This window comes from Pseudomonas fluorescens (assembly GCF_902497895.1).
Taxonomy (GTDB): Bacteria; Pseudomonadota; Gammaproteobacteria; order Pseudomonadales; family Pseudomonadaceae; genus Aquipseudomonas; species Aquipseudomonas fluorescens_BP.
The window spans coordinates 160,831-184,093 of sequence record NZ_CABVHQ010000004.1 but is presented as its reverse complement, the minus strand read 5'-3'; the positions used below and the strand labels follow the sequence as shown (position 1 = coordinate 184,093).

Below are 23,263 nucleotides of genomic sequence, written 5' to 3'. Positions count from 1 at the left end.
CCCCGGCGGTAGCGGCTGCAGAGCCGGCACCGGTGGAGGACGGAGCCATCTGGCTAGTCTGGTGGGTCGGCGCAGCGCCGGCGCTTTTGCCGCCACCGAAGCGCTTGGCATTGGCGTCGAGGCTCATCGTCAGGCCGATGCACAACGCCATGGCGATGCTAAGAAAACGTTTCATAAAGGGAATTCCCATTTGTGGATGGCACGCGCGCCATGTTGCACAGGTGAAGTGTTGCTGGCTAGCGGCAGAGTGTTTCGGGCTTTTGCCTGGCCGTCTGTGAGTAAACGCAGTCGGGGGGCGTAAGGCCGTTAATGTTTGGGCTGTAGGCCAGTTGGATAAGTTCTGTAGGAATGTGACTGATATTGGTCCGTGGCGTACAAAATCAAGGCCAGGCTGACCAATATCCCGACGGGAGCCCATGTGCCGAACCTTCTATCAGATCAACCTGTGGGAGCGAGATTGCTCGAGATGGCAGCACCGCGGTTTATCAGAAACACCGCGCGTCATCGTCGGATTGCCGCCCGAAGCCAGCCCGCACCCACATAAGTCTTTCAGGCAGCCTTTAGACGGCTTCCAGCTTGGCATAACCGAGCATCAGCCACTTGCTGCCTTCGCTGAAGTTCACCTGGACCCGTGCCTGAGCACCGGCGCCTTCGAAGTTGAGGATCACCCCGTCGCCGAATACCGAGTGCCGCACCTGCTGGCCAAGACTGAATGCGGTTTCCGGAATCTCGGTGCCGCTGAACATGCTGCTCGAACTTTGCTTCTGGCCGCCGCCGAACGGTCGGCTGACGCTGTTGGACAGCCGCACTTCCTGAATCAGCCCTTTCGGTACTTCGCGTACGAAGCGGGAAACCTTGTTGTAGGTTTCGCTGCCGTACAGGCGTCGAGTCTCAGCAAAGGTCATTACCAGGTTTTGCATGGCCCGGGTAATGCCCACGTAGGCCAGACGGCGTTCCTCTTCCAGGCGGCCAGGTTCTTCCAGGCTCATCTTGTGCGGGAACAGGCCTTCTTCCATGCCCACCAGGAACACGTAAGGGAATTCCAGGCCTTTGGCGCTGTGCAGCGTCATCAGCTGAATGCTGTCTTCGTGTTCGTCGGCCTGGGTATCGCCGGCTTCCAGCGACGCGTGGCCAAGGAAAGCCGCCAGCGGCGACAGGTCGGCGTCTTCTTCGGGGTTTTCGAAGTTGCGCGCGGCGCTGACCAGCTCCTCAAGGTTTTCTACCCGAGCCTGGCCTTTCTCGCCTTTTTCCGCCTCGTGATAGGCAATCAGCCCGGACTGCTCGATGACTGTCTGGGTCATCAGGTGCAGTGGCATGTCCACGGTTTTCGCCGCAAGGTTCTCGATCAGCTCGACAAACGCCCCCAAGGCGCCAGCTGCGCGACCGGTCAGGCCTTTATTGGCCACCAGCAGGCGCATTGCTTCCCACATCGACACATCGCTGTGGCGCGCGTGTTCGCGGATCGCTTCGACGGTTTTCTCGCCGATGCCCCGGGCCGGGACGTTGATTACCCGCTCCAGCGCTGCATCGTTGCCGCGACCTTCGAGCAAGCGCAGGTACGCCATGGCGTTCTTGATTTCGGCACGTTCGAAGAAGCGCTGGCCGCCGTAGATCCGGTAAGGGATGCGTTCGCGCAACAAGGCTTCTTCCAGTACCCGGGATTGGGCGTTGGAGCGATACAGAATGGCGATATCGCTGCGAGCCAGGCCGGTTTTCAGGGCGCTTTCGATGGTTTCCACCACGTAGCGCGCTTCATCGTGCTCGTTGAAGGCAGCGTACAGGTTGATCGCTTCGCCTTCGCCGCCATCGGTCCACAGCTCTTTGCCCAGACGCCCGGTGTTGTTGGCGATCAAGGCGTTGGCGGCCTTGAGGATCCCGGCGGTGGAGCGGTAATTCTGTTCCAGACGAATGGTTTCAGCGTCCGGGAAGTCTTCGGAATACTGGTGGATGTTTTCGATTTTTGCCCCACGCCAGCCGTAGATCGACTGGTCGTCATCGCCGACCACCATCAGGCTGTCGCCGCCCTTGGCCAACAGCCGCAGCCAGGCGTACTGCACGGCGTTGGTGTCCTGGAACTCGTCCACCAGCACATGGCGGAAGCGCTTTTGATAGTGCGCCAGCAAGCCCGGGTGGTCGCGCCACAGATCAAGGGCGCGCAGCAGCAACTCGGAGAAGTCGATCACCCCGGCGCGTTGGCAGGCGGCCTCGTAGGCCTCATAGATGCTGCGCATGGTGGCCAGGAACAGATCGCCGCTGGCTTGAATGTGTTGCGGGCGCAGACCTTCGTCTTTCTGCCCATTGATAAACCACTGAGCCTGACGGGCCGGCCAGCGTTGCTCGTCCAGCCCCAGCTCGCGGATCACCCGCTTGACCAGCCGTTGCTGGTCGTCGCTGTCGAGGATCTGGAAGGTCTGGCTGAGCCCCGCTTCCTGCCAGTGCGCCCGCAACAGGCGGTGCGCCAGGCCGTGAAAGGTACCGACCCACATGCCGGCCGGGCTGATGCCCAGCAACTGCTCAATGCGATGACGCATCTCGGCAGCGGCCTTGTTGGTGAAGGTCACCGACAGGATCGAGTGTGACGAGGCCTGCTCGACCTGGATCAACCAGGCGATGCGGTGCACCAGCACACGGGTTTTACCGGAACCAGCACCGGCCAGGACCAACTGACGACCCACGGAGGCAGCTACGGCCTGGCGTTGGGCATCGTTGAGGGAGTTCAGCAGAAAGGAGAGATCATCGCGCATCGGAGCATTCTAGGGCGCTGGACCACACCGGGCAAACCGAGCTTTGGTTTAACCGATAAAAAGAAACGCCGGGGACGACCGGTCAGTTACTCGTTGCAGGCATTGGTGGGGCTCGATCGAGCACTCTGGCGCAGGTTCGAGGGCTATTTCTTTTATCGGCTTAATGATCTGGAGCAGTTTGGTCCGGGCAGTTGCTTGTGTATGCTCGGTCGACGTTTCGGGCTCACCATTATAAGAATACTGCCTATGACATTCAGCACTAGCCTGACAGGCCCCTCTGTGGAGCCACGGGTTATACGCAAGCATTACGCCATGGAAATGGCGGTCGAACGCACGCGCCTGCTTTACCAGGGCTCGCTACTGCCCACGTTATTCATGTTGCTCAATGGTCTGGTCTGCGCCTGGCTGCTCTGGAGCCCGCAGCGTTATGTGCTGGTCAGTATTTGGCTGGTCTGGCTGCTGACGCTGGTCGCCTTGCGAGTCATTCAGGTCGCGGCGTTCGATTCGGCGATCCCGGATCGCCAGGTACAGCCGATCTGGCAGCGAATGTTCTTGCTCGGCTCGGCCGTGAGTGGCTTGACCCTGGCCGGCGCCGGCATCGCCCTGGTACCGACCGACAGTTTCCTGCAGCAGGCCTGGGTCTTCGGCCTGATCGGGGCGGCGACGCTGTCGGCCAGTGTCGCCTATGCCGTCAGTCTGCCGGCATTCCTGTCCTTTACATTGCCCTGCCTGTTGCCGGCGATCGGCTATTTATTCTGGGGGGACGACGAACAGCAGCAAGGCTGGGGCTGGCTGGGACTGATACTGCTGGGCTCCTTGAGCGTTGTCGCCTGGCAGGTCAATCGATTGATTCAGCGCGGTTTGCTCAGGCGCTTCCAGAACCAGGCGTTGATCGAACATTTGCAGCAGGCCCAAAGACGCAGCGCACAGCTCAATCAGGAACTCGCTCGGGAAATCGAGCAGCGGCGCAGTGCCGAAGAGCGATTGCGTGAGGCTCAGGTGGGCCTGGAAGGCCGCGTGGCGCAGCGCAGCCGGGAGCTGGATGTGGCAAACCAGGCCTTGAGCAAAAGCGAAGCGCGTCTGGGCCTGGCGTTAAAGGCCAGTGAGCTGGGGTTGTGGGACTGGAATCTGCAAACCGATGAGGTCCATCACACGCAGCTCAAGGAGCTGTTCGGCCTGGATCCCGAGGACGTGACGGCGATGCTCAGCCATCTCAGGCCGCGGTTGCATCCACAGGACCTGCTGCCGCTCAAGCGCGCCCTGGTCGAGCACCTGAAAGGTCGTACCGAGGATTACCAGATCGAGTACCGCGTGCGCCATCGCGATGGGCACTGGGTGTGGGTCGAGGACCGTGGGCGGGCCGTGGAGCGCAGCAAGACCGGTCGGGTGACTCGTATGGTCGGCACTCGGCGCGATATCAGCAGCAGCAAGGAGCTGGAAGAGCAGCGTCGCCTGGCGGCCACCGTGTTCGAAGCGGCCAGTGAAGGCATTGTGATTTTCGATCCGAATTACCAATTGATCGCGGTCAATCAGGCGTTCAGTCGGGTGACCGGTTACCAGATTGACGACATGCTCGGGCGCAATGTCGTCGACTTACCGTGCAGCCGGGATGCGCGCCGACATTATTCGGTGATCCACCAGGCACTGGAGCAGCATGGCAGTTGGCAGGGGGAGCTGGTCGAGGCGCGCAAGAACGGCGAGCTTTATCCGCAATGGCTGCAGCTCAACGCGGTGCGCGATGTGCGGGGACATGTGAGCCATATTGTCGGCTTCTTCGCCGATCTATCGGCCCGGCGTGAATCCGAAGAGCGGATGCGCTACCTGACCCATTACGATGAGCTCACCGGCCTGGCCAATCGCTCACTGTTTCGCGAACGACTGCAGGAAGCCCATCAACGGGTGCGCCAGGGCGGCCGTAGCCTGGCGTTGCTGCACATCAATCTGGACCGCTTCAAGTTGCTCAATGACAGCCTCGGGCATGAGGTCGCTGACCAATTGCTGCAAAAAATGTCGCGTCGACTGGTCAATGCGCTGCCGGAGGCCGACACCATCGCGCGTTTGTCCGGCGATGAGTTTGCAGTGCTGTTCGACACATACAGCAGTCTCTCCAGCCTGGCGCGGGTGGCAACCCGGCTGGCCACCAAGCTGCGTTTGCCATTGACGGTGGATGGGCATGAGTTGGTGGTCAGTGCGTCGATGGGCATCAGCATGTTGCCGGACAACGCGCGGGAAATTTCGGCCCTGGTCAGTCAGTCGAATATTGCCATGCAACATGCCAAACACCTGGGTGGCAACAACTTCCAGTTTTACACCGAGAGCCTGCAAGCCAGCACGCTGGAGCGCTTGCAGCTGGAAAACCAGTTGCGCAAGGCTATCGAAGAACGGCAATTGAAGGTGTTCTATCAACCCAAACTATGCTTGGCCACCGGCCGTTTGAATGCCGCCGAGGCCCTGGTGCGCTGGGATCATCCGACCATGGGCCGGGTGCCGCCAGGCGATTTTATCGGGCTCGCCGAGGAAACCGGTCTGATCGGCCCGATCGGCGAGTTCGTGTTGCGTCAGGCCTGCTGGCAAGCCTGCGAATGGCAGCGTCAGGGGCTGGAGCCGATCCGGGTTTCGGTCAACCTGTCGGTGCATCAACTGCGCCAGGGCAAGCTGGTCAGTCTGGTTCGCCAGGTACTGGAGGAAACCGGGCTGGAGCCGCGCTACCTCGAATTGGAACTGACCGAAAGCCAATTGCTGGACAGCGTCGAGCACATCATCGCGACCTTCCAGCAGCTGCGAGATCTGGGGGTGAAACTGGCGATCGACGACTTTGGTACCGGATATTCGTCGTTGAGCTACCTCAAGCGCATTCCGGTGGACTATGTAAAGATCGATCAAGCCTTTATCCGTGGTCTGGCCGAAGGTAGCGCGGACGCGGCGATCACTCGGGCGATCATCGCCATGGCTCATGGGCTGTCGCTCAAGGTGGTGGCTGAAGGGGTCGAACATCAGGAGCAGCTGGAATTCCTCAAGGCTGAGGGCTGTGATGAAGTGCAGGGGTATCTGATCAGCCGGCCGGTGGAGGCGGTCAAGCTTGCCGGCTTGTTAAGGGGCGAGTGCCCGGAGTGAGTTGTATTGTAGACACCCAGGAAAATTCCTGCCAGGTAATATGATTAGCCTGGCAGGAATGCACTACGGGTGTTGTTTTGTCTTAGTGGGTAATCGATACTTCTTTAATATGATGCAACAGTTTGCCTTCGTAGAAGATACTGACGCAGCTGACACTTGAGTCGCTTGGGTTCTTATAGGTGACCGCTTTTTCCGTTAAAACTTGTGTTGTAATATCACCAGAATCTTTAAGTTCCAGGTCAAGTCTCAGATCGGAGGACTTGTCCTCCATTGGGCTCACTACCAATGTCGGTATAATGCCGGGGTGCGCCACTGTCACGGTTCCGTAGACACGGAAGAAGGCGTCCCCTGGCATACGGTTGATTTGCGCGACCCAGTCACTGTTTTTAATACTCATGGTTGATAATTCCTTATTTAAAATTGAATTGCTTCCTGCACGATTATTGTTGGCGAAAAATACTTTTTTGTGGAGCGGTAAATCTATTCAGCTTGTAACTTTGTTCGCCATGTCGGGCATAAGTGAATGTTTTATTGTTTTGTTTATAGGGTGTTGGCGTTTTTTAAGGCTGATGTGTTGATGCTTGCTGTTTCTGGCAGCGATAAGAGGACTCACGAGCTTCAAAGGTCTTGAAAGTGAAGCCGGCGCTTTGCTGGGGTCAACGTGCGAAAATGGCTACATTGCGTGTGCACGGCCTAATCCTTGGGCCAAACGCTGGCATTGAGTTACGTATTTGGCGGGCAAAAAGCCGATTCATGTAGTATAACTACAAGCGCGCTACATCCCTGGCATTTGCCAATATCAACGAGTCCAGCCCTTTGAATCTGTTGCAGCACATCGCCCAGTCACGCCATTTGTTACGCAAGTCGGAACTCAAGGTTGCCGATCACGTGCTGCTTGACCCTGCGGCTGTGATGCACAGTTCCATGGCCGATCTTGCCCATAATGTGGGGATCAGCGAGCCGACCATCGTGCGCTTCTGCCGCGCCATTGGTTGCTCGGGATTCCAGGACTTGAAGCTCAAGCTGGCGCAAAGCCTGGCGGCCGGCGCGAGCTTCGGGCAGTTCGCGATCCATGAAGACGATTCGGTGGCCGACTACAGCCTGAAAATCTTTGACACCACCCTGCACACGCTGATGGAAGTGCGCGAGAACCTCGATCCGGTGGCCTTGCAGCGCGCGGTCTCCGCCATGTCCCAGGCCCAGCGCGTCGAGTTCTACGGCTTTGGTGCGTCTGGCGCGGTGGCGGCGGATGCCCAGCACAAATTCTTTCGCTTGCTGCTGACTGCGGCGGCCTATTCCGACCCGCACATGCAGGCGATGTCGGCGGTCACGCTCAAGCCCACCGACGTGGCGATTTGTATTTCCCAGTCCGGGCGCTCCAAGGACCTGCTGATCACCGCCAATCTGGTCCGCGAAAGCGGCGCGACGCTAATCACTCTGTGCCCGAGTCAGACGCCATTGGCTGAGTTGTCGACCATCAACCTGGCGATCGACGTGCATGAAGACACCGAAATCTACACGCCGCTGACGTCGCGTATCGCTCACCTGGTGGTGATCGACGTGTTGGCCATGGGCGTGGCCATGGCCCGCGGTCCGAGCCTGGTCAATCACCTCAAGAGCGTCAAACGCAGCCTGCGCAGCTTGCGTCTGTCACCCAAGTCGGTCAAAGCCCTGGACGATTGATAAGAGCAAAAGATCGCAGCCTTCGGCAGCTCCTACGCAAACCTCTTACATCCATGCCATTGCGCGTGTACGCAAATCCCGTAAGAGCTGCCGCAGACTGCGATCTTTTAGCCATCCCGCAGACCCCAAGACTCTCGCCACTCGGCAACATTCACATCTCTGTAACCCCCACGCCGCCAAACCGTCATCCCCGACGTCCATCGTGTAACTCCCGTAATCGTCTTGGGAGGCTCGAAATGGCCCAGTCCTACGATCCACGCAATAGCGCCGTCAGAACCCGTCGTCAGCAAGAAGACCAGCGCCGCATGGAATTTCGCCGCGCGATCGAGCATCGTTGTGAGGAGCGTCAGTTGCTCGCCGAGATTGGTGACTTTGCTGATTCGGCTGAACTCAATTACTGGCAGGCAGCGCCGGCAGCTTCCCGTCGAAACGCTCAGCCAGCCCGCTGATCTGTAGCCGTTCGCTGCGGATAAATCCCAGGAACGCATGCGCCACCGGTGACAGGCGCTTGGCTTTGGCCTGCACCACGCACCAGCTGCGGTAAAGCGGCAGCTCTTCCACCGGCAACTCCTTGAGCGTGCCGGTGGCCAATTCCAGGTTCAGGGCGTGGCGCGTCAGTAGCGCCACGCCCAGACCCGCCACCACGCACTCGCGCTGGGCCTCCGCTGAAGCCACTTCCAGGGTTTGCGAGAAGTGCACGCGCTTTTCCTTGAAATACTCTTCACACGCCAGTCGCGTGCCCGAGCCTTGCTCACGCAACAGCAGGGTATAAGGCTCCAGGTCCTGCAGGCGCAGCGGCCCCATATGGCACAGTGGATGGTCGGGTGGCGCCACGGCGATGATCGGGTTGTTGAGGAACGGCAAAAACTCCAGGCCCATGTCCTGCGGGACCATGGACATGATCACCAGGTCGTCACGATTGTCCGACAGGCGTCGAATGGCCTGGGCCCGGTTGATCACCATCAAGTGCAGATTGACCTCCGGATGCAGGTGCTTGAACGCGGCGAACAGGTGCGGTACGAAGTACTTGGCACTGGATTCCACGGCCAGCTTCAGTTGCCCCTGCAACGAACCTTGCATGTCCGACAGCTGCATGTCGAGGTTGGCCAGGCGCCCGAAAATGTCCCGGCTGGCCCGTTGCAAGGCTTCGGCGGCCTCGGTCATGTAGAGTTTTTTACCGACATAATCGAACAAAGGCTGACCAATCAGCTCTTCCAGCTGACGAATCTGCAGGCTGACGGCCGGCTGTGTGAGAGACATTTCCTCGGCCGCGCGGCTGTAGGAGCGTAAATCGCAGACCTCGTTGAAAATCTGAAGCTGGCGCAATGTCATACGCATCAAGGACTTACGCATTTTTTAGGACTCTCGGCGCGGGGTGATAAATCAACTATAAGTCTTTGCTTATGGCCAACCCAATTATTATTGATTTTTGTTAATCCCTTGAGGGGGCTAGTGTGGGTGTTGCGACTGACTTGAAACATTTGGTCACTCGTCGACCCGGTCTAGCGGGTCGTTGGTGCAATCGGCTCAAGGGAACCTCCAAGTGATAAAAAAGATCCTGATCGCCAACCGTGGGGAAATTGCCGTACGAATCGTACGTGCCTGCGCCGAGATGGGTATTCGCTCGGTCGCGGTCTATTCTGACGCCGATCGCCATGCCTTGCATGTGAAGCGCGCAGATGAGGCTCACAGTCTCGGTGCCGACCCTCTGGCCGGCTACCTGAACCCGCGCAAGCTGGTGAACCTGGCAGTGGAAACCGGTTGTGATGCACTGCATCCCGGCTACGGCTTCCTGTCGGAGAACGCCGAGCTGGCAGATATCTGCGTCGAACGCGGGATCAAATTCATTGGGCCCTCGGCAGAAGTGATTCGCCGCATGGGCGACAAGACCGAAGCGCGCCGCAGCATGATCAAGGCCGGCGTGCCGGTGACCCCGGGCACTGAAGGTAATGTCGCGGACATCGCCGAAGCCCTGGTTGAAGGTGAGCGCATTGGTTACCCGGTGATGCTCAAGGCCACTTCCGGTGGTGGCGGCCGCGGCATTCGCCGCTGCAACAGCCGCGAAGAGTTGGAACAAGCTTTCCCACGGGTGATTTCCGAAGCGACCAAGGCCTTTGGTTCGGCGGAAGTCTTCCTGGAAAAATGCATCGTCAATCCCAAGCATATCGAAGCCCAGATCCTCGGCGACAGCTTTGGCAATGTGGTGCACCTGTTCGAGCGTGATTGCTCGATCCAGCGCCGCAACCAGAAGCTGATCGAGATCGCTCCGAGCCCGCAACTGACCCCCGAACAGCGCGCCTATATCGGTGACCTGTCGGTGCGCGCAGCCAAGGCCGTGGGTTACGAAAACGCCGGTACCGTGGAGTTCCTCCTCGCCGAGGGCGAGGTGTACTTCATGGAGATGAACACCCGGGTGCAGGTGGAACACACCATCACCGAAGAAATCACCGGCATCGACATCGTTCGCGAGCAGATCCGCATCGCCTCCGGTCTGCCGCTTTCGGTCAAGCAGGAAGACATTCAGCACCGCGGTTTCGCGCTGCAGTTCCGGATCAACGCCGAAGACCCGAAAAACAACTTCCTGCCGAGCTTCGGCAAGATCACCCGTTACTACGCGCCCGGCGGTCCCGGCGTTCGTACCGACACGGCGATCTACACCGGTTACACCATCCCGCCGTACTACGACTCCATGTGCCTGAAACTGGTGGTGTGGGCGTTGACCTGGGAAGAAGCGATGGACCGTGGCTTGCGCGCCCTGGACGACATGCGTCTGCAAGGGGTCAAGACCACCGCCGCCTATTACCAGGAAATCCTGCGTAACCCGGAATTCCGTAGTGGTCAGTTCAACACCAGTTTCGTTGAAAGCCATCCGGAACTGACCAACTACTCGATCAAGCGCAAACCCGAAGAGCTGGCCCTGGCCATCGCCGCCGCCATTGCCGCCCACGCAGGCCTGTGAGGAATACAACAATGTCCAAGATCCATGTAACTGACACCATCCTGCGTGACGCCCACCAATCACTGCTGGCGACCCGCATGCGCACCGACGACATGCTGCCGATCTGCGACAAGCTCGACAAAGTCGGCTACTGGTCGCTGGAAGTCTGGGGCGGCGCGACCTTCGACGCCTGTGTGCGCTTCCTCAAGGAAGATCCGTGGGAGCGTCTGCGCAAACTGCGCGCCGCGTTGCCTAACACTCGTCTGCAAATGCTCCTGCGCGGGCAGAACCTGCTGGGCTATCGTCACTACAGCGACGACGTGGTCCGGGCTTTTGTCGCCAAAGCGGCGGTCAACGGTATCGACGTGTTCCGCATCTTCGATGCGATGAACGATGTGCGTAACCTGCGGGTGGCCATCGAAGCGGTGAAAGCCGCGGGCAAACACGCCCAGGGCACCATCGCTTACACCACCAGCCCGGTGCATACCATCGAAGCCTTCGTGGCCCAGGCCAAACAGATGGAAGCCATGGGTTGCGACTCCGTTGCGATCAAGGACATGGCCGGCCTGCTGACCCCGTACGCCACGGGCGAGCTGGTCAAGGCACTGAAAAGCGAACAATCGCTGCCAGTGTTCATCCACTCCCATGACACCGCCGGCCTGGCGTCGATGTGCCAACTCAAGGCGATCGAGAACGGTGCCGACCATATCGACACCACGATCTCCAGCTTCGCCTGGGGCACTAGCCACCCGGGAACCGAGTCGATGGTCGCCGCGCTTAAAGGCAGCGAATACGACACCGGCCTGAGCCTGGAGCTGTTGCAGGAAATCGGTCTGTATTTCTACGCCGTGCGTAAGAAATATCACCAGTTCGAAAGCGAATTCACCGCGGTCGACACCCGTGTGCAAGTCAACCAGGTACCGGGCGGGATGATTTCCAACCTGGCCAACCAGTTGAAAGAGCAGGGCGCGCTGAACCGCATGGCCGAAGTGCTGGCGGAGATCCCGCGGGTCCGTAAAGACCTCGGCTACCCGCCGCTGGTCACGCCGACCTCGCAGATCGTCGGCACCCAGGCGTTCTTCAACGTGCTGGCCGGCGAGCGTTACAAGACCATCACCAACGAAGTGAAGCTCTACCTGCAAGGCGGCTATGGCAAGGCGCCGGGCGAGGTCGACGAGAAACTGCGTCGCCAGGCCATCGGCAGCGAAGATGTGATCGACGTGCGTCCGGCCGATTTGCTCAAGCCGGAAATGACCAAACTGCGTAGCGACATCGGCGTGTTGGCCAAGTCCGAAGAGGACGTGCTGACTTATGCGATGTTCCCGGACATCGGCCGCAAGTTCCTCGAAGAGCGCGAAGCCGGCACCCTGACTCCGGAAGTGCTGTTGCCGATTCCAGAAGCCGGCGGCGTAACCGCGGCGGGTGGCGAAGGCGTACCGACCGAATTCGTTATCGACGTCCACGGCGAAACCTACCGCGTCGACATCACCGGTGTTGGCGTCAAGGCTGAAGGCAAGCGTCACTTCTACCTGTCCATCGACGGCATGCCGGAAGAAGTGGTGTTCGAACCGCTCAATGAGTTCGTCGGCGGCGGCAGCAGCAAACGCAAGCAAGCCACTGCACCGGGTCACGTCAGCACCAACATGCCGGGCAACATCGTCGATGTGCTGGTCAAGGAAGGCGATACCGTGAAAGCCGGCCAGTCTGTGCTGATCACCGAAGCGATGAAGATGGAAACAGAAGTTCAATCAGCCATCGCCGGCAAAGTCACCGCCATCCACGTGGCCAAAGGCGACCGGGTCAATCCGGGCGAAGTCCTGATCGAGATCGAAGGCTGATCTACTGCCTTTGACTGAAACGCTTTAAACCTCGGGGGGGCATGTGCTCCCCTTTTTTTTCGCCTGCCTGAAACACCGCAATAGAACCATTCGCGGGCAAGCCCGCTTCCACATTGTTCGCGTTGACCACACATTTGTGGGCACCAACATCCTGTGGGAGCGGGCTTGCTCGCGATGGCAACCTGTCAGGCGCCGATAAATTAACGGTTTATCCGCGACATTCCACCAGCGTTTTGACCTGCCCGGACCCCGCCTGATTCTCCTCGCTCAACCACTTCTCAAAACCCGCGCCAATCGCCGGCCACTCGGAATCGATGATCGAGTACCAGGTGGTGTCACGGTTCTGGCCCTTGACCACCATGTGCTGGCGGAACACGCCTTCATAGGTGAATCCCAGGCGTTCGGCGGCCTGCCTGGAGCGGGCGTTGGCGTTGTTGCATTTCCACTCCAGGCGGCGGTAGCCCAGGGCGAAAGACTCTTTGGCCAGCAGGTAAACCGCCTCGGTACTTTTCGGCGAGCGCTGCATCGGCGCGCCGAAGGTGACGTGGCCGATTTCGATCCGGCCCTGGGCCGGCACGATCGACATCAGGCTGAGAATCCCCTGGACCTCGCCGCTAGCACGGTCGATCACGCTGAAGAAATACGGATCGCTGTTGGCCGCGTGGTTGTTCAACCAGTCATCAAACATAGCGCGCTCGGCGAACGGGCCATAAGGCAGATAATCCCAGAGTTTCGGGTCGGCATTGGGCCCTTCAAGGGCTTGCCACAGGCCATCGCCGTGCCGTGCCGGATCGAGTTTTTCAAGGCGGATGAAGCGCCCTTCGATGAGTTTGACCGAGGGCGCCGGGACGCCTTTCCAATCGGCGAGTGAAGTCGACATGTTGTTCTCCTTGAGCCTTAAACAAGGCCTTTACGAAACTGGATGAAGCCGGGGCGTTCGGCGATGCGCTCGTAGAGCTGGATGGCCGTGGCATTGGTCTCATGGGTCAACCAGTGGACCTTGGCGCAGCCGTCTTTGCGGGCGGTGTCGTAGACAAATTCGATCAGCTGCCGACCAACGCCGGTGCCGCGCATTTGCGGGACTACCAGCAGGTCTTGCAGGTAGCAGGAGTTTTCGATGCTCCAATTGGAGCGGTGGTAGATGAAATGCACCATGCCCACGGCTTTGTCACCGTCCCAGGCCAGGGCTGCATGAGTGGGTTCGCTGGGGTCGAGAAAACGCTGCCAGGTATTTTGAGTGACCGCGTCGGCCAGCTCGGTGTTGTAGAACCGCAGGTAGGCTTGCCACAACGGTAGCCAGGCGGCGTAGTCGTCGGCGGTGACACGGCGGATTTCAATCTGGCTCATGGTCATTCCTTAACGCATTAAATGGGCGAGGGCCTGGTCGTGCAGGTCGGGGCTGGCGGCCAGCCCTTCGCGCACGCCGGCGATGTCTGCAGTGTTGCGGTTCTGGCTGAGCTTGCGTTTGCCTTCCAGGCGCTGGATTGGCAAGGCGAAGCCGACGATGGCCTTGAGCATGCCGTCGATGTAGTGGGCGGGTGCGTCGTCGACCTTCCACGGCTGTGCGCGGCCGGCTTCGTGACGGTCAGTCAGGGCACTGACCAGATTGCGCAAACGCTGGGCGTCGCTGAACACTTCGGCGCTGCCATAGGCGTGGACGGCCACGTAGTTCCAGGTCGGCACGACTTTGCCGTGCTCGGCTTTGCTGGGGTAAAACGATGGGCTGACGTAAGCATCGGCCCCAGCAAAAATGACCAACGCCTCGGCACCTGCCTCCAGTTCCTGCCACTGTGGATTGGCCTTGGCCAGGTGCCCGTAAAGAGTGCCATTGGGTCCTTGCTCGGGGCTCAGCAGCAACGGCAAGTGGCTGGCTTGCAAACCTTGCTCGCCGTAGGTGACCAGCGTCGCCAGACGGCTGTTGAGGATCTGCTGCTGCAGTTGTAGCAGGTCGTGTTCGGCAAAAGCGCTGGGGCTGTACATGGGAAATTTTCCTTGGCGAATGCCTGCATCCTAGGCAGGCTATTGGTCTGTTGTAAGAGCCATTTATGGTCAATTTCACAGGTCCATTACCAAAGGTCCATTGCGATGAGCAACTCGCCGCTGTCCTTGTCGTTCAACCCTGCGGGGATTGAACTGGATCGCCGCCAAGGCTTGAGCCGTCAGCTTTATCAGGCGCTACGGGTGCGGGTGCTCGATGGGCGTCTGGCTAGCGGCACACGGTTACCGGCGAGCCGGGATCTGGCCGTGGCCTTGTCGATCTCTCGTAACAGCGTAGTTCGTGCCTATGATCAGCTATATGCCGAAGGGTTTATCGAGGGCCGGGTGGGAGACGGTACTTATGTGGCGCAACTGCCTGAAACTTCGCTACCGGCGAAAAAACTATCCACAAAAGTATCCACAGGGTTTTCAACAGGCTTACCCACAGGGTTATCCACAAATTTGCTCGATTTACCTGTAATTACATCCAGTAAAGTTATCCACAGTAGTGCACTTGATCGAGTGGAAAAGCATCATTTGCCCAATCCACCGAGTGGTCCACCCAGGGCTTTTCGGGTGGGTGTACCGGCCTTTGATCTGTTCCCGTTTGAAGTCTGGGCCAAGCTGAATGCGGCTTTCTGGCGCAAGCCCGATTTGCGGCAACTGTGCTATGGCGCACCTGAGGGGGACGAGCGTTTGCGTGGGCTGATAGCAGCCTATTTGCGCAGCTCGCGCGGCATGCAGTGCAGCGCTGAACAAATAGTGATCACCAGTGGCGCGCAACAGGGAATCAGCCTTTGTGCACAGCTGCTAGTGGAGCCTGGTGATGGGGTGGCTGTGGAAAACCCCGGCTACCGTGCTGCCGGCCATGCCTTTGCCGTGGCGGGGGCAAAGTTGCGCGGCGTGGCGGTGGACAGCGAGGGCATGAACTGCGCTGAACTGGCGACCTTCAGCGATTGCCGGCTGGCCTATGTCACGCCGTCTCATCAGTACCCGACCGGCGTGATCATGAGCCTGGCGCGGCGTCTGGAATTGCTGGCCTGGGCCGAGCGCACTCAGGGCTGGATCGTCGAGGACGACTACGACGGCGAATACCGTTACAGCGGCGCTCCGCTGGCACCCTTGGCCGCCCTGGATCGGCAGGGGCGAGTGCTCTATGTCGGGACGTTCGGCAAGGTTGCATTCCCGGCGCTAAGGCTCGGATATCTGGTATTGCCCATGGGGCTGGTCGAGGCCTTCTCCCAGCGCCGGGCGGTGGATGTGCGGCACTCGGAAGTCAGCACCCAGGCAGTGATGGCCGAATTCATCGCGGCCGGGCATTTTCAGCGGCATATCCGGCGCATGCGTCGGGCGGCCCTGAGTCGGCGGAACACTCTGATGGCCGGCTGGCCTGTGGATATCCCTGGAGTCGGCAGTTTGCCCGGCGTGGCGGCCGGGCTGCACCTGACGGTGCGGGTGGACAGCCTGGCCCGTGAACGCGAACTGGTCGAACAAGCTGCGAGTGTCGATGTGGAGATCAATGGTTTGAGCAGCTACTGGCTGCCGGATTCAAGTGTTACCGAGAATGAGCGCGCCGGCCTGGTCCTGGGATTCGCAGCGGTGCCGGAGGCGGCAATCGAGGCCGCCTTGGAACGGTTGCGCAAGGTTTGGTGCGGATGATGGATAAAGGCGGGAGGCCTGACCACACGGCGAGTTTCTCATCATGGCGGAGCGAGGGCTTCGGTTGTGTTTATTACTCGCACACTATTCATTTATCACGAGGTTACAAATAAACCATTTTTCAGAATTGACGGTGTATGTCGAAGGGCATAAATATTGAGTGGATCACTGACGAAGTGCTCATATCAACTAAAAGGGTCGACCAGGTTGTCGGCTCTACATTGTCCGTCCTGTAGGTCTATTGAGCATTTGGCCATTACCTTGGCTGAGTAGCAATTAGCTATAAATAGGGTCGGGAATTTTTACTTGAACTCATCAAGGAATATATAGATGAAACATTCACACGCAAAGTGTCTGAAAGCGGCAATCGCGGCGACAAAGTGTCAAGGTCGGCAGCAGGCAGCGGACGATCACTTTACTGCACTGATTGATGGCGTTTCCTTTACGGCACAGGATATTCGCGGTTTTATCAGTTTTGGTGTAAGGATGGTGGTGGGGGTCATTTATGAGGGGAATAACCGTCGATATATATCAGTGGCCGCTGATGACGATCTTGGTGCCGGCGAATATGATGTCAGTCTCGATGGAAAAGTTACCATTGGTTATATAATTGAGAACGCGGGAGAGCCGTCTCAGGAATATCCCGCGGAACACGGCAAGGCGGGTATTTGTTGTGCCACCCATCGCGAGTTCTCTGGTTCGTTCAATGTGAAGCTGGTTGAAGGGTTACCTTACAAAAAAATAACTGAAGCCACTTTCAAGGTAAGCACCTTGCATCGATTGTCCTGACCTTAGACAACAAACCTCCTGCCAGTAGCGGCAGGAGGCTCTTAGGGTTTTACGTCCCCGATTTGATCTTGGTCCACGCTCGTGTCCGTGCCCGTTCTGCATCCCGGGGCAAGGGTTGCAAGGTGTAGAGCGTGCTCATCGCCGCTTCGGTCGGGTACAGGTTGGGGTTGTTGCGGATCGTCGGGTCGACCATCTCGGTGGCGTCCTTGTTCGGGTTCGGGTAGCCGACGAAGTCGCTGACCGGCGCGATCACCTGAGGTTGCAGCAGGTAGTCCACGAAGGTGTAGGCATCCTCCGAGTTCTTGGCACCTTTGGGGATTGCCAGCATGTCGAACCAGATCGGCGCGCCTTCCTTGGGCAGGCGCATGTCGACGATCACCCCGTTCTTGGCTTCCTTGGCGCGGTTGGCAGCCTGGGAGAAACTGCCGGAATAACCGACGGCCACGCAGATGTCACCGTTGGCGATGTCGGCCATGTACTTGGAAGAGTGGAAGTAGGTGATGTACGGACGGATCTTCATCAGCAGCGCTTCAGCCTTGGCGTAGTCCGCAGGCTTTTTGCTGTTGGGGTCCAGGCCGAGGTGTTGCAGGGCCAGCGGCAGAATCTCCGACGGCGAGTCGAGCAGGGCGACACCGCACTGCTTGAGCTTGCTGATGTTCTCTTCCTTGAAGATCAAGTCCCAGCTGTCCACCGGTGCGTTGTCGCCCAGGGCAGCCTTGACCTTGTCCGGGTTGAAGCCGATCAGGATGGTTCCATACATATACGGCACGGCGAATTTGTTGCCTGGATCGTTGGTTTCGAGCAGTTTCATCAGCTTGGGGTCGAGGTGGTTCCAGTTTGGCAATTTGCTGCGGTCCAGCGGCTGGAACACGCCGGCTTCGATCTGCTTGGCCAGAAACACGTTGGACGGTACCACCACGTCATAGCCGGAGTTGCCGGTGAGCAGCTTGGCCTCAAGGGCTTCGTTGGTGTCGAAGATGTCGTAGACCAGTTTCACCTGGGTATTCTCGGCCTTGAAATCTTCCAGGGCCTTGGGGGTGATGTAGTCGAACCAGTTGTAGACCCGCAACGTGCGCTCTTCAGCCTGTACCACGCCGCTGAACAGGGTGGCGCACAGCGCTGTGGCGATAAAACCCTTGAGACTGTTCATTGCGCCGATTCCTCATTGGTGCTCTGGAAACCTTCGAGAACATTCACCGCGTTGATGCCGATTTCCTCTACTGCGTAACCGCCTTCCATCACGAACAGTGTTGGCTTGCCCAGACGCGCAATGCGTTCGCCCATGCTCAGGTAATCCGGGCTGTCGAGTTTGAACTGGGAGATCGGGTCGTCCTTGAAGGTGTCGACACCGAGGGAAACCACCACGACATCGGCTCCGTAGCGTTCGATTTCTTTGCAGGCCAGTTCCAGTGCCGCGCTCCAGTTGTTCCAGCCTGAGCCTGCGGCCAGAGGGTAGTTGAAGTTGAATCCTTCGCCAGCGCCTTCGCCGCGCTCTTCTTCGTAACCGAGGAAAAAGGGAAACTCGGCTTCCGGGTGGCCGTGGATCGAGGCGAACAACACGTCGCTACGTTCGTAAAAAATCGATTGAGTGCCGTTGCCATGGTGATAGTCGACGTCGAGGATCGCGACCTTCTTATGGCCTTGATCGAGGAATGCCTGGGCGGCAATGGCGGCGTTGTTCAGGTAGCAATAACCCCCCATCAAGTCTCCGGCAGCGTGGTGTCCCGGAGGTCGGCACAGGGCGAAGGCACTGCGGGCGCCGCGCTGGATCACGGCCTGGGCGGTGAGTGCAACTTGCGCTGCGCTATAGGCCGCTTGCCAGGTACCGGCGGTGATCGGTGCGCCGCCATCGAAGCTGTAGTAGCCGAGCTGGCCATGCAGACTTTTCGGCATGACCGAGCGCAGGGTCCGCGCCGGCCAGGTGTAGGGCAGCAAGTCGCCCTCGCGACCGAACTCGGTCCAGCGCTGCCAGGCGCTTTTGAAGAACTCCAGATAATCGCGGCTGTGGATGCGCTCAATGGGCTCGAGCCCGAAATCCTGCGGTGCTTCCACCGGGCCCAGACTGCGGTCTTTGACCCGCTGCAGAACGTGATCGGCCCGCGAGGGCATTTCGAAGCAGGGCATCAGTTGCCCATCCATCAATTCACAGCGGCCGTGGTGCAGGTGGTGGTCATCCGAGTAAATCGTCAGCATTTCTTATTCTCCGCAGGCTGATTCGGTTAAATACCAGTCTTGCGGCGCAGAGTGTTTGAGAGAACGGCAGGAGTGGCCAAAAGGGGATCGATATGGCCAAAGTATTTGTCCGTAAATCGCCCCTGAACGAAGCGAGTGTGCCTCTGGATGGAGCGCGGGAGGCCAGAAAAGATCGCAGCCTGCGGCAGCTCCTACGCGACCGGATACACCCGCGAATTTGTAGGGCTACGCGAATCCCCGTATGAACTGCCGCAGGCTGCGATCTTTGCTTCAGGGCCGGAACTGGCTAGGCGCCACGCCGCTCCAGCGCACGAAGGCATGGCGGAAACTCGCTGTTTCGCTGAATCCCAAGGCTTCGGCGATCTGGTAAATCGGTAGCTGGTCCTCGCACAGCATTTGTTTGGCCCGCTCGAAACGCAGTTCGTCGAGCAGCTCCTGATAGCTGCAACCAAGAACCTTGAGGTGCCGCCGCAGGGTGCGCGCGGAACAGTTCATTTGCTCGGCCAAACCCTCAAGCCCCGGAGCCGCGTTGAGTTGCGCGGCGAGTAGTTTGCGGATTCGCCCGAGCCAGGCCTGACGCCCGGTGAACTCGATGTTCTGCTTGCGACAGCGCTCGGCCATGGCTTGATGGGTGATGGCGTCGGCCAGCGGTAGCGGCTGGTCGAGCCAGCGTTTGTCGAAGGCGAAGGCATTGGTCGCGGCATCGAACTGCAAGGGGCAGTCGAAGCGCTCGGTGTAGCGCATCTGGTAGTCCGGCGCAGGATATTCGAAGCGGGCACCGAGCAATGGCAACGGCTGACCCAGCAGGTCGTCGCAGATGACTTTCATCGAGACCAGGCAGAACTCGATGTTGAACAGTGCCAGTGCCGGATTCTCCCGATAGTCGCCGGCCGTGAGCCAGATACGTTCGCCATCCTCCTCCAGGCTCAGCTCGAAAAGTGTTCCCAGCAGCGCCGGATAGCGTAGCGCCAGGCGCAAAGCGTCACCTAAGGTGGCACTCGTGAGCAGGGCATAACCGAGCATGCCATAGGACGAAACGTGCATCCGCCGGCCCAGTTCCAGGCCGATATCGCGTTTGAGGGCGACGGCATTGGCGCAGACCTGCATCTCCTGGTTGGTGGTGATGCGCGTGTCCGCCCGGCTCAGATCCGCCGCGCTGATGCCGCTGCCGGCCAACAGTGCTTCGCTGGAAAGACCTTCGTCCTTGAAGGTCCTGAGCACCAATGAGACGGCGTTGAGGGTGGTGAGATGGGAGTGGAGCATGTTCGGTTCCAGCGTGGGGATGCTGGAGTCGAGCAAGTTATGTGCCGTTGGTTGTGGGGCGTGGATCTAAAGCCTGGCCCAAGACTCAACTCAACTCACCACACAAATCCAACTCAACCAACCGCCGAACCTCAGCCGTCTCAAGCCCGGCACCGAGCAGCGCATGCAACTTGCCGAACGCCGCCTCGCGAGTCATGCCGCCACCGGACAACACGCCAACATCACGCAAACGGCTACCCGCTTCGTAGACGTCCAGCGCCACGCCGCCTTCATGGCACTGAGTGATTGCCACGACCACCAGGCCTTTGTCCCGCGCCCGTTGCAGGCTGGCGAGGAACTCGGGGTTGTCACTCGGCCCGGTGCCGCTACCGAAACATTCAAGCACCAGTCCCTGAATGCCGCTACTGAGCAAAGCATCGAGTTGCTCTGCATCAATGCCGGGGAACAATGGCAGTACGCCGACTTTTGCCAGCTGCTTGCTTTGATGGTAATTCAGCTCGGCCGGAAGCGAAGGCGCCATGGCTGCGCCACCTTGACGCTGCAGACGGGCAAACGGATGACGACCAAAGCTGCGGATTTTCGCGCAACGGGTCGGCTCCAGCAGCTCGCCGTGGAAGTACAAATGCACGCCAGGCGCCAGGCCCTGACCCAGCGCAACCAACGCGCCGCCGAGGTTTTCCCAGGCATCGCTGTCAGTCACACCGGCCGGCAACATCGAGCCGGTAAACACCACTCGCGCATGCAGACCCAGCAGCTGGAAGCTCATGGCCGCGGCGCTGTAAGCGAGGGTGTCAGTACCGTGGAGGATCAGCACGCTGTCGCAGCCCTGGACGTCGACGGCGTCGATGACTGCTTCACGCAGGCGCTGCCAATAGGCAGGGGTCATGTTGGCGCTGTCGATCAGCGGGGCCATTTCGCGGAAGCGCCAGTGCGGCACCACCAGATCTGGCTGGCTGTGCAGGTAATCGCGCATCCGTGCTTCGAAACCGGACGCCGGCGCCAGGCCGTGGGCACTGGCTTGCATGCCGATGGTGCCGCCGGTGTAGAGCACCATGACGTGTTGCGCTGCGGGATAAGTTTCGGGGTTCATGTGGGAATCTCCTGGACGAGTACACCGTACGGGCGAGCATGACGCTGACCGCGCGGTGTGTCACGTCGGGCGCAACGGATTGCGCCCGGTTTGGCAATCAGCGTTGCGCTGCGCTCACGACTGCAGGTGTGGCCTCGATTTGAGTGACCGCTGCTGGCGGATTGGCCGGCCAGGCTTTCAGGTCCAGATCCAGGTCCGGGAACTTGCTGGAATCGAACACTGGGGTCTTGATGCCCGCGGCGCGCTGGTCGTCATAGTCACGCAGAATGCGCATGCCGACCTTGAACAGGAGGAACAGGGCGATCAGGTTGACGAAGGCCAGCAGGGTCATGGTGATGTCGGCAAAGGCGAACACCGTGCCGAGGTTTTCGATCGCACCCCAGAAGATCAGCACCAGTACCAGCGCGCGGTAACCGATCAGCACCTTGCGGTTATCGCCGATCAAAAAGCGCAGGTTGCTCTCGCCCAGGTAGTAGTTGTAGAGAATCGAGGTGAACACAAACAACGCCAGCGCGACGCTGATGAACATCCGGCCCCAGTCGCCGACTACCGCCGCCAGGGAGTTCTGGGTCAGGGCAATGCCGTCGCCTTCGAAGCCCGGGGTGTAGAAGCCCGACAGAAGAATCAGCAGCGCGGTGCAGGTGCAGATCACGAAGGTATCGAGGAACACACTGAATGCCTGCACCACACCTTGGGCCACCGGGTGCTCGACCGAGGCCACGGCGGCGACGTTCGGTGCACTGCCCAGACCCGCTTCGTTGGCGAACACGCCGCGCTTGACGCCCATGACAATGGCGCTGCCAATCAGGCCACCGAAAGCCTGGTCCAGGCCGAAAGCACTTTTGACGATGGTCATCAGCATGCCCGGGACCTGATCGAATTGCAGCACGATCACATAGATGGTCACGCCGATGTAAACCAGAGTCTTCACCGGCACCAACAGGTCCGCGACCTTGGCGATACGCTTGATCCCACCGACGAACACCAGGCCCAACAGCACGGCCAGACCGATGCCGGTATAGGTGGTGTCCAGGCCAAAGGCGTTGTTTAGCGAGTGGGTCACGGCGTGGGATTGCAAGCCATTGAAGGCAAATCCGAAGGTCACCAGCAGCAACACCGCCATGACCATGCCCAACCAGCGTTTACCCAGTCCATGCTGGATGTAATAGGACGGGCCGCCACGATACTGGCCTTCAGAGTCGCAGCGCTTGTAGAGCTGGCCCAGGGAGCATTCGAAGAAACTGCTGGACATGCCGACCAGTGCGGTCACCCACATCCAGAACACCGCACCGGGACCACCGAGGGTCACGGCAATGCCGACCCCGGCGATGTTGCCCGCACCCACCCGACCGGCGAGGCTGAGCATCAGTGCCTGGAATGAGCTGAGCTGGCCGGCGCTACTGCGCAGACTGTCGCCGAACACCGAAAACATATGGAAGAAGTGACGCAATTGAACGAAACGCGAGCGGATCGTGAAGTAGCTACCGAGCCCGACAATGAGCACGATCAGTACTTTCCCTGAGAGGAAGTCGTTAATGACTTCGAGCATGGAGTATTCCTCGCTGTTTTTTATGTAGGCAAATGCTGGCCGCTTCGAAACATCGTGTTACACCGGTTTGCGCACGGCAAAACGGGTGGGGCGAAGGTTCGTCCCGATTTCACATCGCGGGTTGTTGTTAGTTCGGGTTTCGCATGGGTTTGGGTCTCGTTACCGACGACCGCTCACGCGAAGAGGGGCGGCACTATACCTATGAGAGTGCCGTCCGTCTGCACAGTGTGGTGCGGGCGATGAAACGAGGGGCTGCAAGATCAAAAGATCGCAGCCTTCGACAGCTCCTACGGGTGTTCATCAATCTATGTAGGAGCTGCCGAAGGCTGCGATCTTGGCGGCATTTGAGACGCTGTACATGTTCGGTGGAATCCGAAAAATCTAAAAAAAAGGGCCTGGAGAATGATCTCCAAGCCCTCAAAAGGT

Annotated in this window: 18 protein-coding genes and 1 pseudogene; 7 read left to right on the top strand and 12 right to left on the bottom strand. The window is 59.3% G+C overall.

Annotated features, from left to right (window positions below; translation table 11 throughout):
- Window positions 1-175, bottom strand: a pseudogene (locus F8N21_RS31395) (hypothetical protein); the annotation flags it as partial.
- Between the two features lie 385 nt (window positions 176-560).
- A complete protein-coding gene (gene uvrD, locus F8N21_RS03645; protein WP_150640819.1) occupies window positions 561-2,744 on the bottom strand; it encodes a DNA helicase II in 2,184 nt (727 codons plus the stop codon).
- A 246-nt stretch (window positions 2,745-2,990) separates the two neighbouring features.
- Between uvrD and F8N21_RS03640 the strand changes: the two genes are divergently transcribed.
- Window positions 2,991-5,858: an EAL domain-containing protein gene (locus F8N21_RS03640; RefSeq protein WP_150640818.1), complete on the top strand. Its 2,868-nt coding sequence runs from the start codon at window positions 2,991-2,993 to the stop codon at window positions 5,856-5,858.
- 82 nt (window positions 5,859-5,940) lie between these two features.
- Here F8N21_RS03640 and F8N21_RS03635 read toward each other — a convergent pair whose 3' ends face one another.
- Window positions 5,941-6,255: a hypothetical protein gene (locus F8N21_RS03635; RefSeq protein ID WP_150640817.1), complete on the bottom strand. Its 315-nt coding sequence runs from the start codon at window positions 6,253-6,255 to the stop codon at window positions 5,941-5,943.
- 419 nt (window positions 6,256-6,674) lie between these two features.
- On the opposite strand from F8N21_RS03635, the gene hexR reads away from it, so the two are divergent.
- On the top strand, window positions 6,675-7,541 hold the full coding sequence (hexR, locus tag F8N21_RS03630) for a transcriptional regulator HexR (protein WP_150640816.1): 867 nt from the start codon (window positions 6,675-6,677) through the stop codon (window positions 7,539-7,541).
- A gap of 236 nt (window positions 7,542-7,777) precedes the next feature.
- Complete coding sequence (locus F8N21_RS03625; protein ID WP_150640815.1) at window positions 7,778-7,990, top strand: PA3496 family putative envelope integrity protein; 213 nt, start codon at window positions 7,778-7,780, stop codon at window positions 7,988-7,990.
- On the opposite strand, the gene F8N21_RS03620 is transcribed toward F8N21_RS03625, so the two are convergent.
- Window positions 7,932-8,894, bottom strand: coding sequence for a LysR family transcriptional regulator (locus F8N21_RS03620; protein WP_150640814.1), 963 nt, complete (start codon window positions 8,892-8,894; stop codon window positions 7,932-7,934). The genes F8N21_RS03625 and F8N21_RS03620 overlap by 59 nt on opposite strands.
- A gap of 190 nt (window positions 8,895-9,084) precedes the next feature.
- Between F8N21_RS03620 and F8N21_RS03615 the strand changes: the two genes are divergently transcribed.
- Both F8N21_RS03615 and oadA read left to right on the top strand, forming a co-directional pair.
- On the top strand, window positions 9,085-10,500 hold the full coding sequence (locus F8N21_RS03615) for an acetyl-CoA carboxylase biotin carboxylase subunit (RefSeq protein WP_150640813.1): 1,416 nt from the start codon (window positions 9,085-9,087) through the stop codon (window positions 10,498-10,500).
- An 11-nt stretch (window positions 10,501-10,511) separates the two neighbouring features.
- Window positions 10,512-12,317, top strand: coding sequence for a sodium-extruding oxaloacetate decarboxylase subunit alpha (gene oadA, locus F8N21_RS03610; RefSeq protein WP_150640812.1), 1,806 nt, complete (start codon window positions 10,512-10,514; stop codon window positions 12,315-12,317).
- Window positions 12,318-12,525: 208 nt separating this feature from the next.
- Here the strand turns inward: oadA and F8N21_RS03605 are convergent, their stop codons facing one another.
- The 3 genes from F8N21_RS03605 to F8N21_RS03595 are packed head-to-tail and all read right to left on the bottom strand — an operon-like array spanning window position 12,526 to window position 14,297.
- The gene (locus F8N21_RS03605) at window positions 12,526-13,197 is read right to left on the bottom strand and encodes a GNAT family N-acetyltransferase (RefSeq protein ID WP_150640811.1); all 672 of its coding nucleotides are present in this window, start codon (window positions 13,195-13,197) and stop codon (window positions 12,526-12,528) included.
- Between the two features lie 17 nt (window positions 13,198-13,214).
- Window positions 13,215-13,664, bottom strand: a complete 450-nt coding sequence (locus tag F8N21_RS03600) for a GNAT family N-acetyltransferase (protein ID WP_150640810.1) — start codon at window positions 13,662-13,664, stop codon at window positions 13,215-13,217.
- A gap of 9 nt (window positions 13,665-13,673) precedes the next feature.
- A complete protein-coding gene (locus tag F8N21_RS03595; protein ID WP_150640809.1) occupies window positions 13,674-14,297 on the bottom strand; it encodes an FMN-binding negative transcriptional regulator in 624 nt (207 codons plus the stop codon).
- A gap of 105 nt (window positions 14,298-14,402) precedes the next feature.
- Here F8N21_RS03595 and F8N21_RS03590 point away from each other — a divergent pair, with 105 nt between their 5' ends.
- Window positions 14,403-15,953, top strand: a complete 1,551-nt coding sequence (locus F8N21_RS03590) for a PLP-dependent aminotransferase family protein (protein WP_150640808.1) — start codon at window positions 14,403-14,405, stop codon at window positions 15,951-15,953.
- Between the two features lie 330 nt (window positions 15,954-16,283).
- Window positions 16,284-16,742 carry a hypothetical protein gene (locus F8N21_RS03585; protein WP_150640807.1) on the top strand — a complete coding sequence of 153 codons (459 nt, stop codon included), beginning with the start codon at window positions 16,284-16,286 and terminating at the stop codon, window positions 16,740-16,742.
- 49 nt (window positions 16,743-16,791) lie between these two features.
- On the opposite strand, the gene F8N21_RS03580 is transcribed toward F8N21_RS03585, so the two are convergent.
- The 5 genes from F8N21_RS03580 to F8N21_RS03560 form a co-directional block, all read right to left on the bottom strand.
- A complete protein-coding gene (locus F8N21_RS03580) occupies window positions 16,792-17,892 on the bottom strand; it encodes a polyamine ABC transporter substrate-binding protein (RefSeq protein ID WP_150640806.1) in 1,101 nt (366 codons plus the stop codon).
- Complete coding sequence (locus tag F8N21_RS03575; protein ID WP_150640805.1) at window positions 17,889-18,935, bottom strand: histone deacetylase family protein; 1,047 nt, start codon at window positions 18,933-18,935, stop codon at window positions 17,889-17,891. Before F8N21_RS03575 ends, F8N21_RS03580 begins: the two co-directional genes overlap by 4 nt.
- Window positions 18,936-19,205: 270 nt before the next feature.
- Window positions 19,206-20,198 (bottom strand): AraC family transcriptional regulator, encoded by a 993-nt coding sequence (locus F8N21_RS03570; protein WP_150640804.1) that lies wholly within the window; start codon window positions 20,196-20,198, stop codon window positions 19,206-19,208.
- A gap of 85 nt (window positions 20,199-20,283) precedes the next feature.
- Window positions 20,284-21,288: an asparaginase gene (locus F8N21_RS03565; protein WP_150640803.1), complete on the bottom strand. Its 1,005-nt coding sequence runs from the start codon at window positions 21,286-21,288 to the stop codon at window positions 20,284-20,286.
- A gap of 97 nt (window positions 21,289-21,385) precedes the next feature.
- Window positions 21,386-22,837: an alanine/glycine:cation symporter family protein gene (locus F8N21_RS03560; RefSeq protein WP_150640802.1), complete on the bottom strand. Its 1,452-nt coding sequence runs from the start codon at window positions 22,835-22,837 to the stop codon at window positions 21,386-21,388.
- Between the last annotated feature and the right edge of the window lie 426 nt (window positions 22,838-23,263).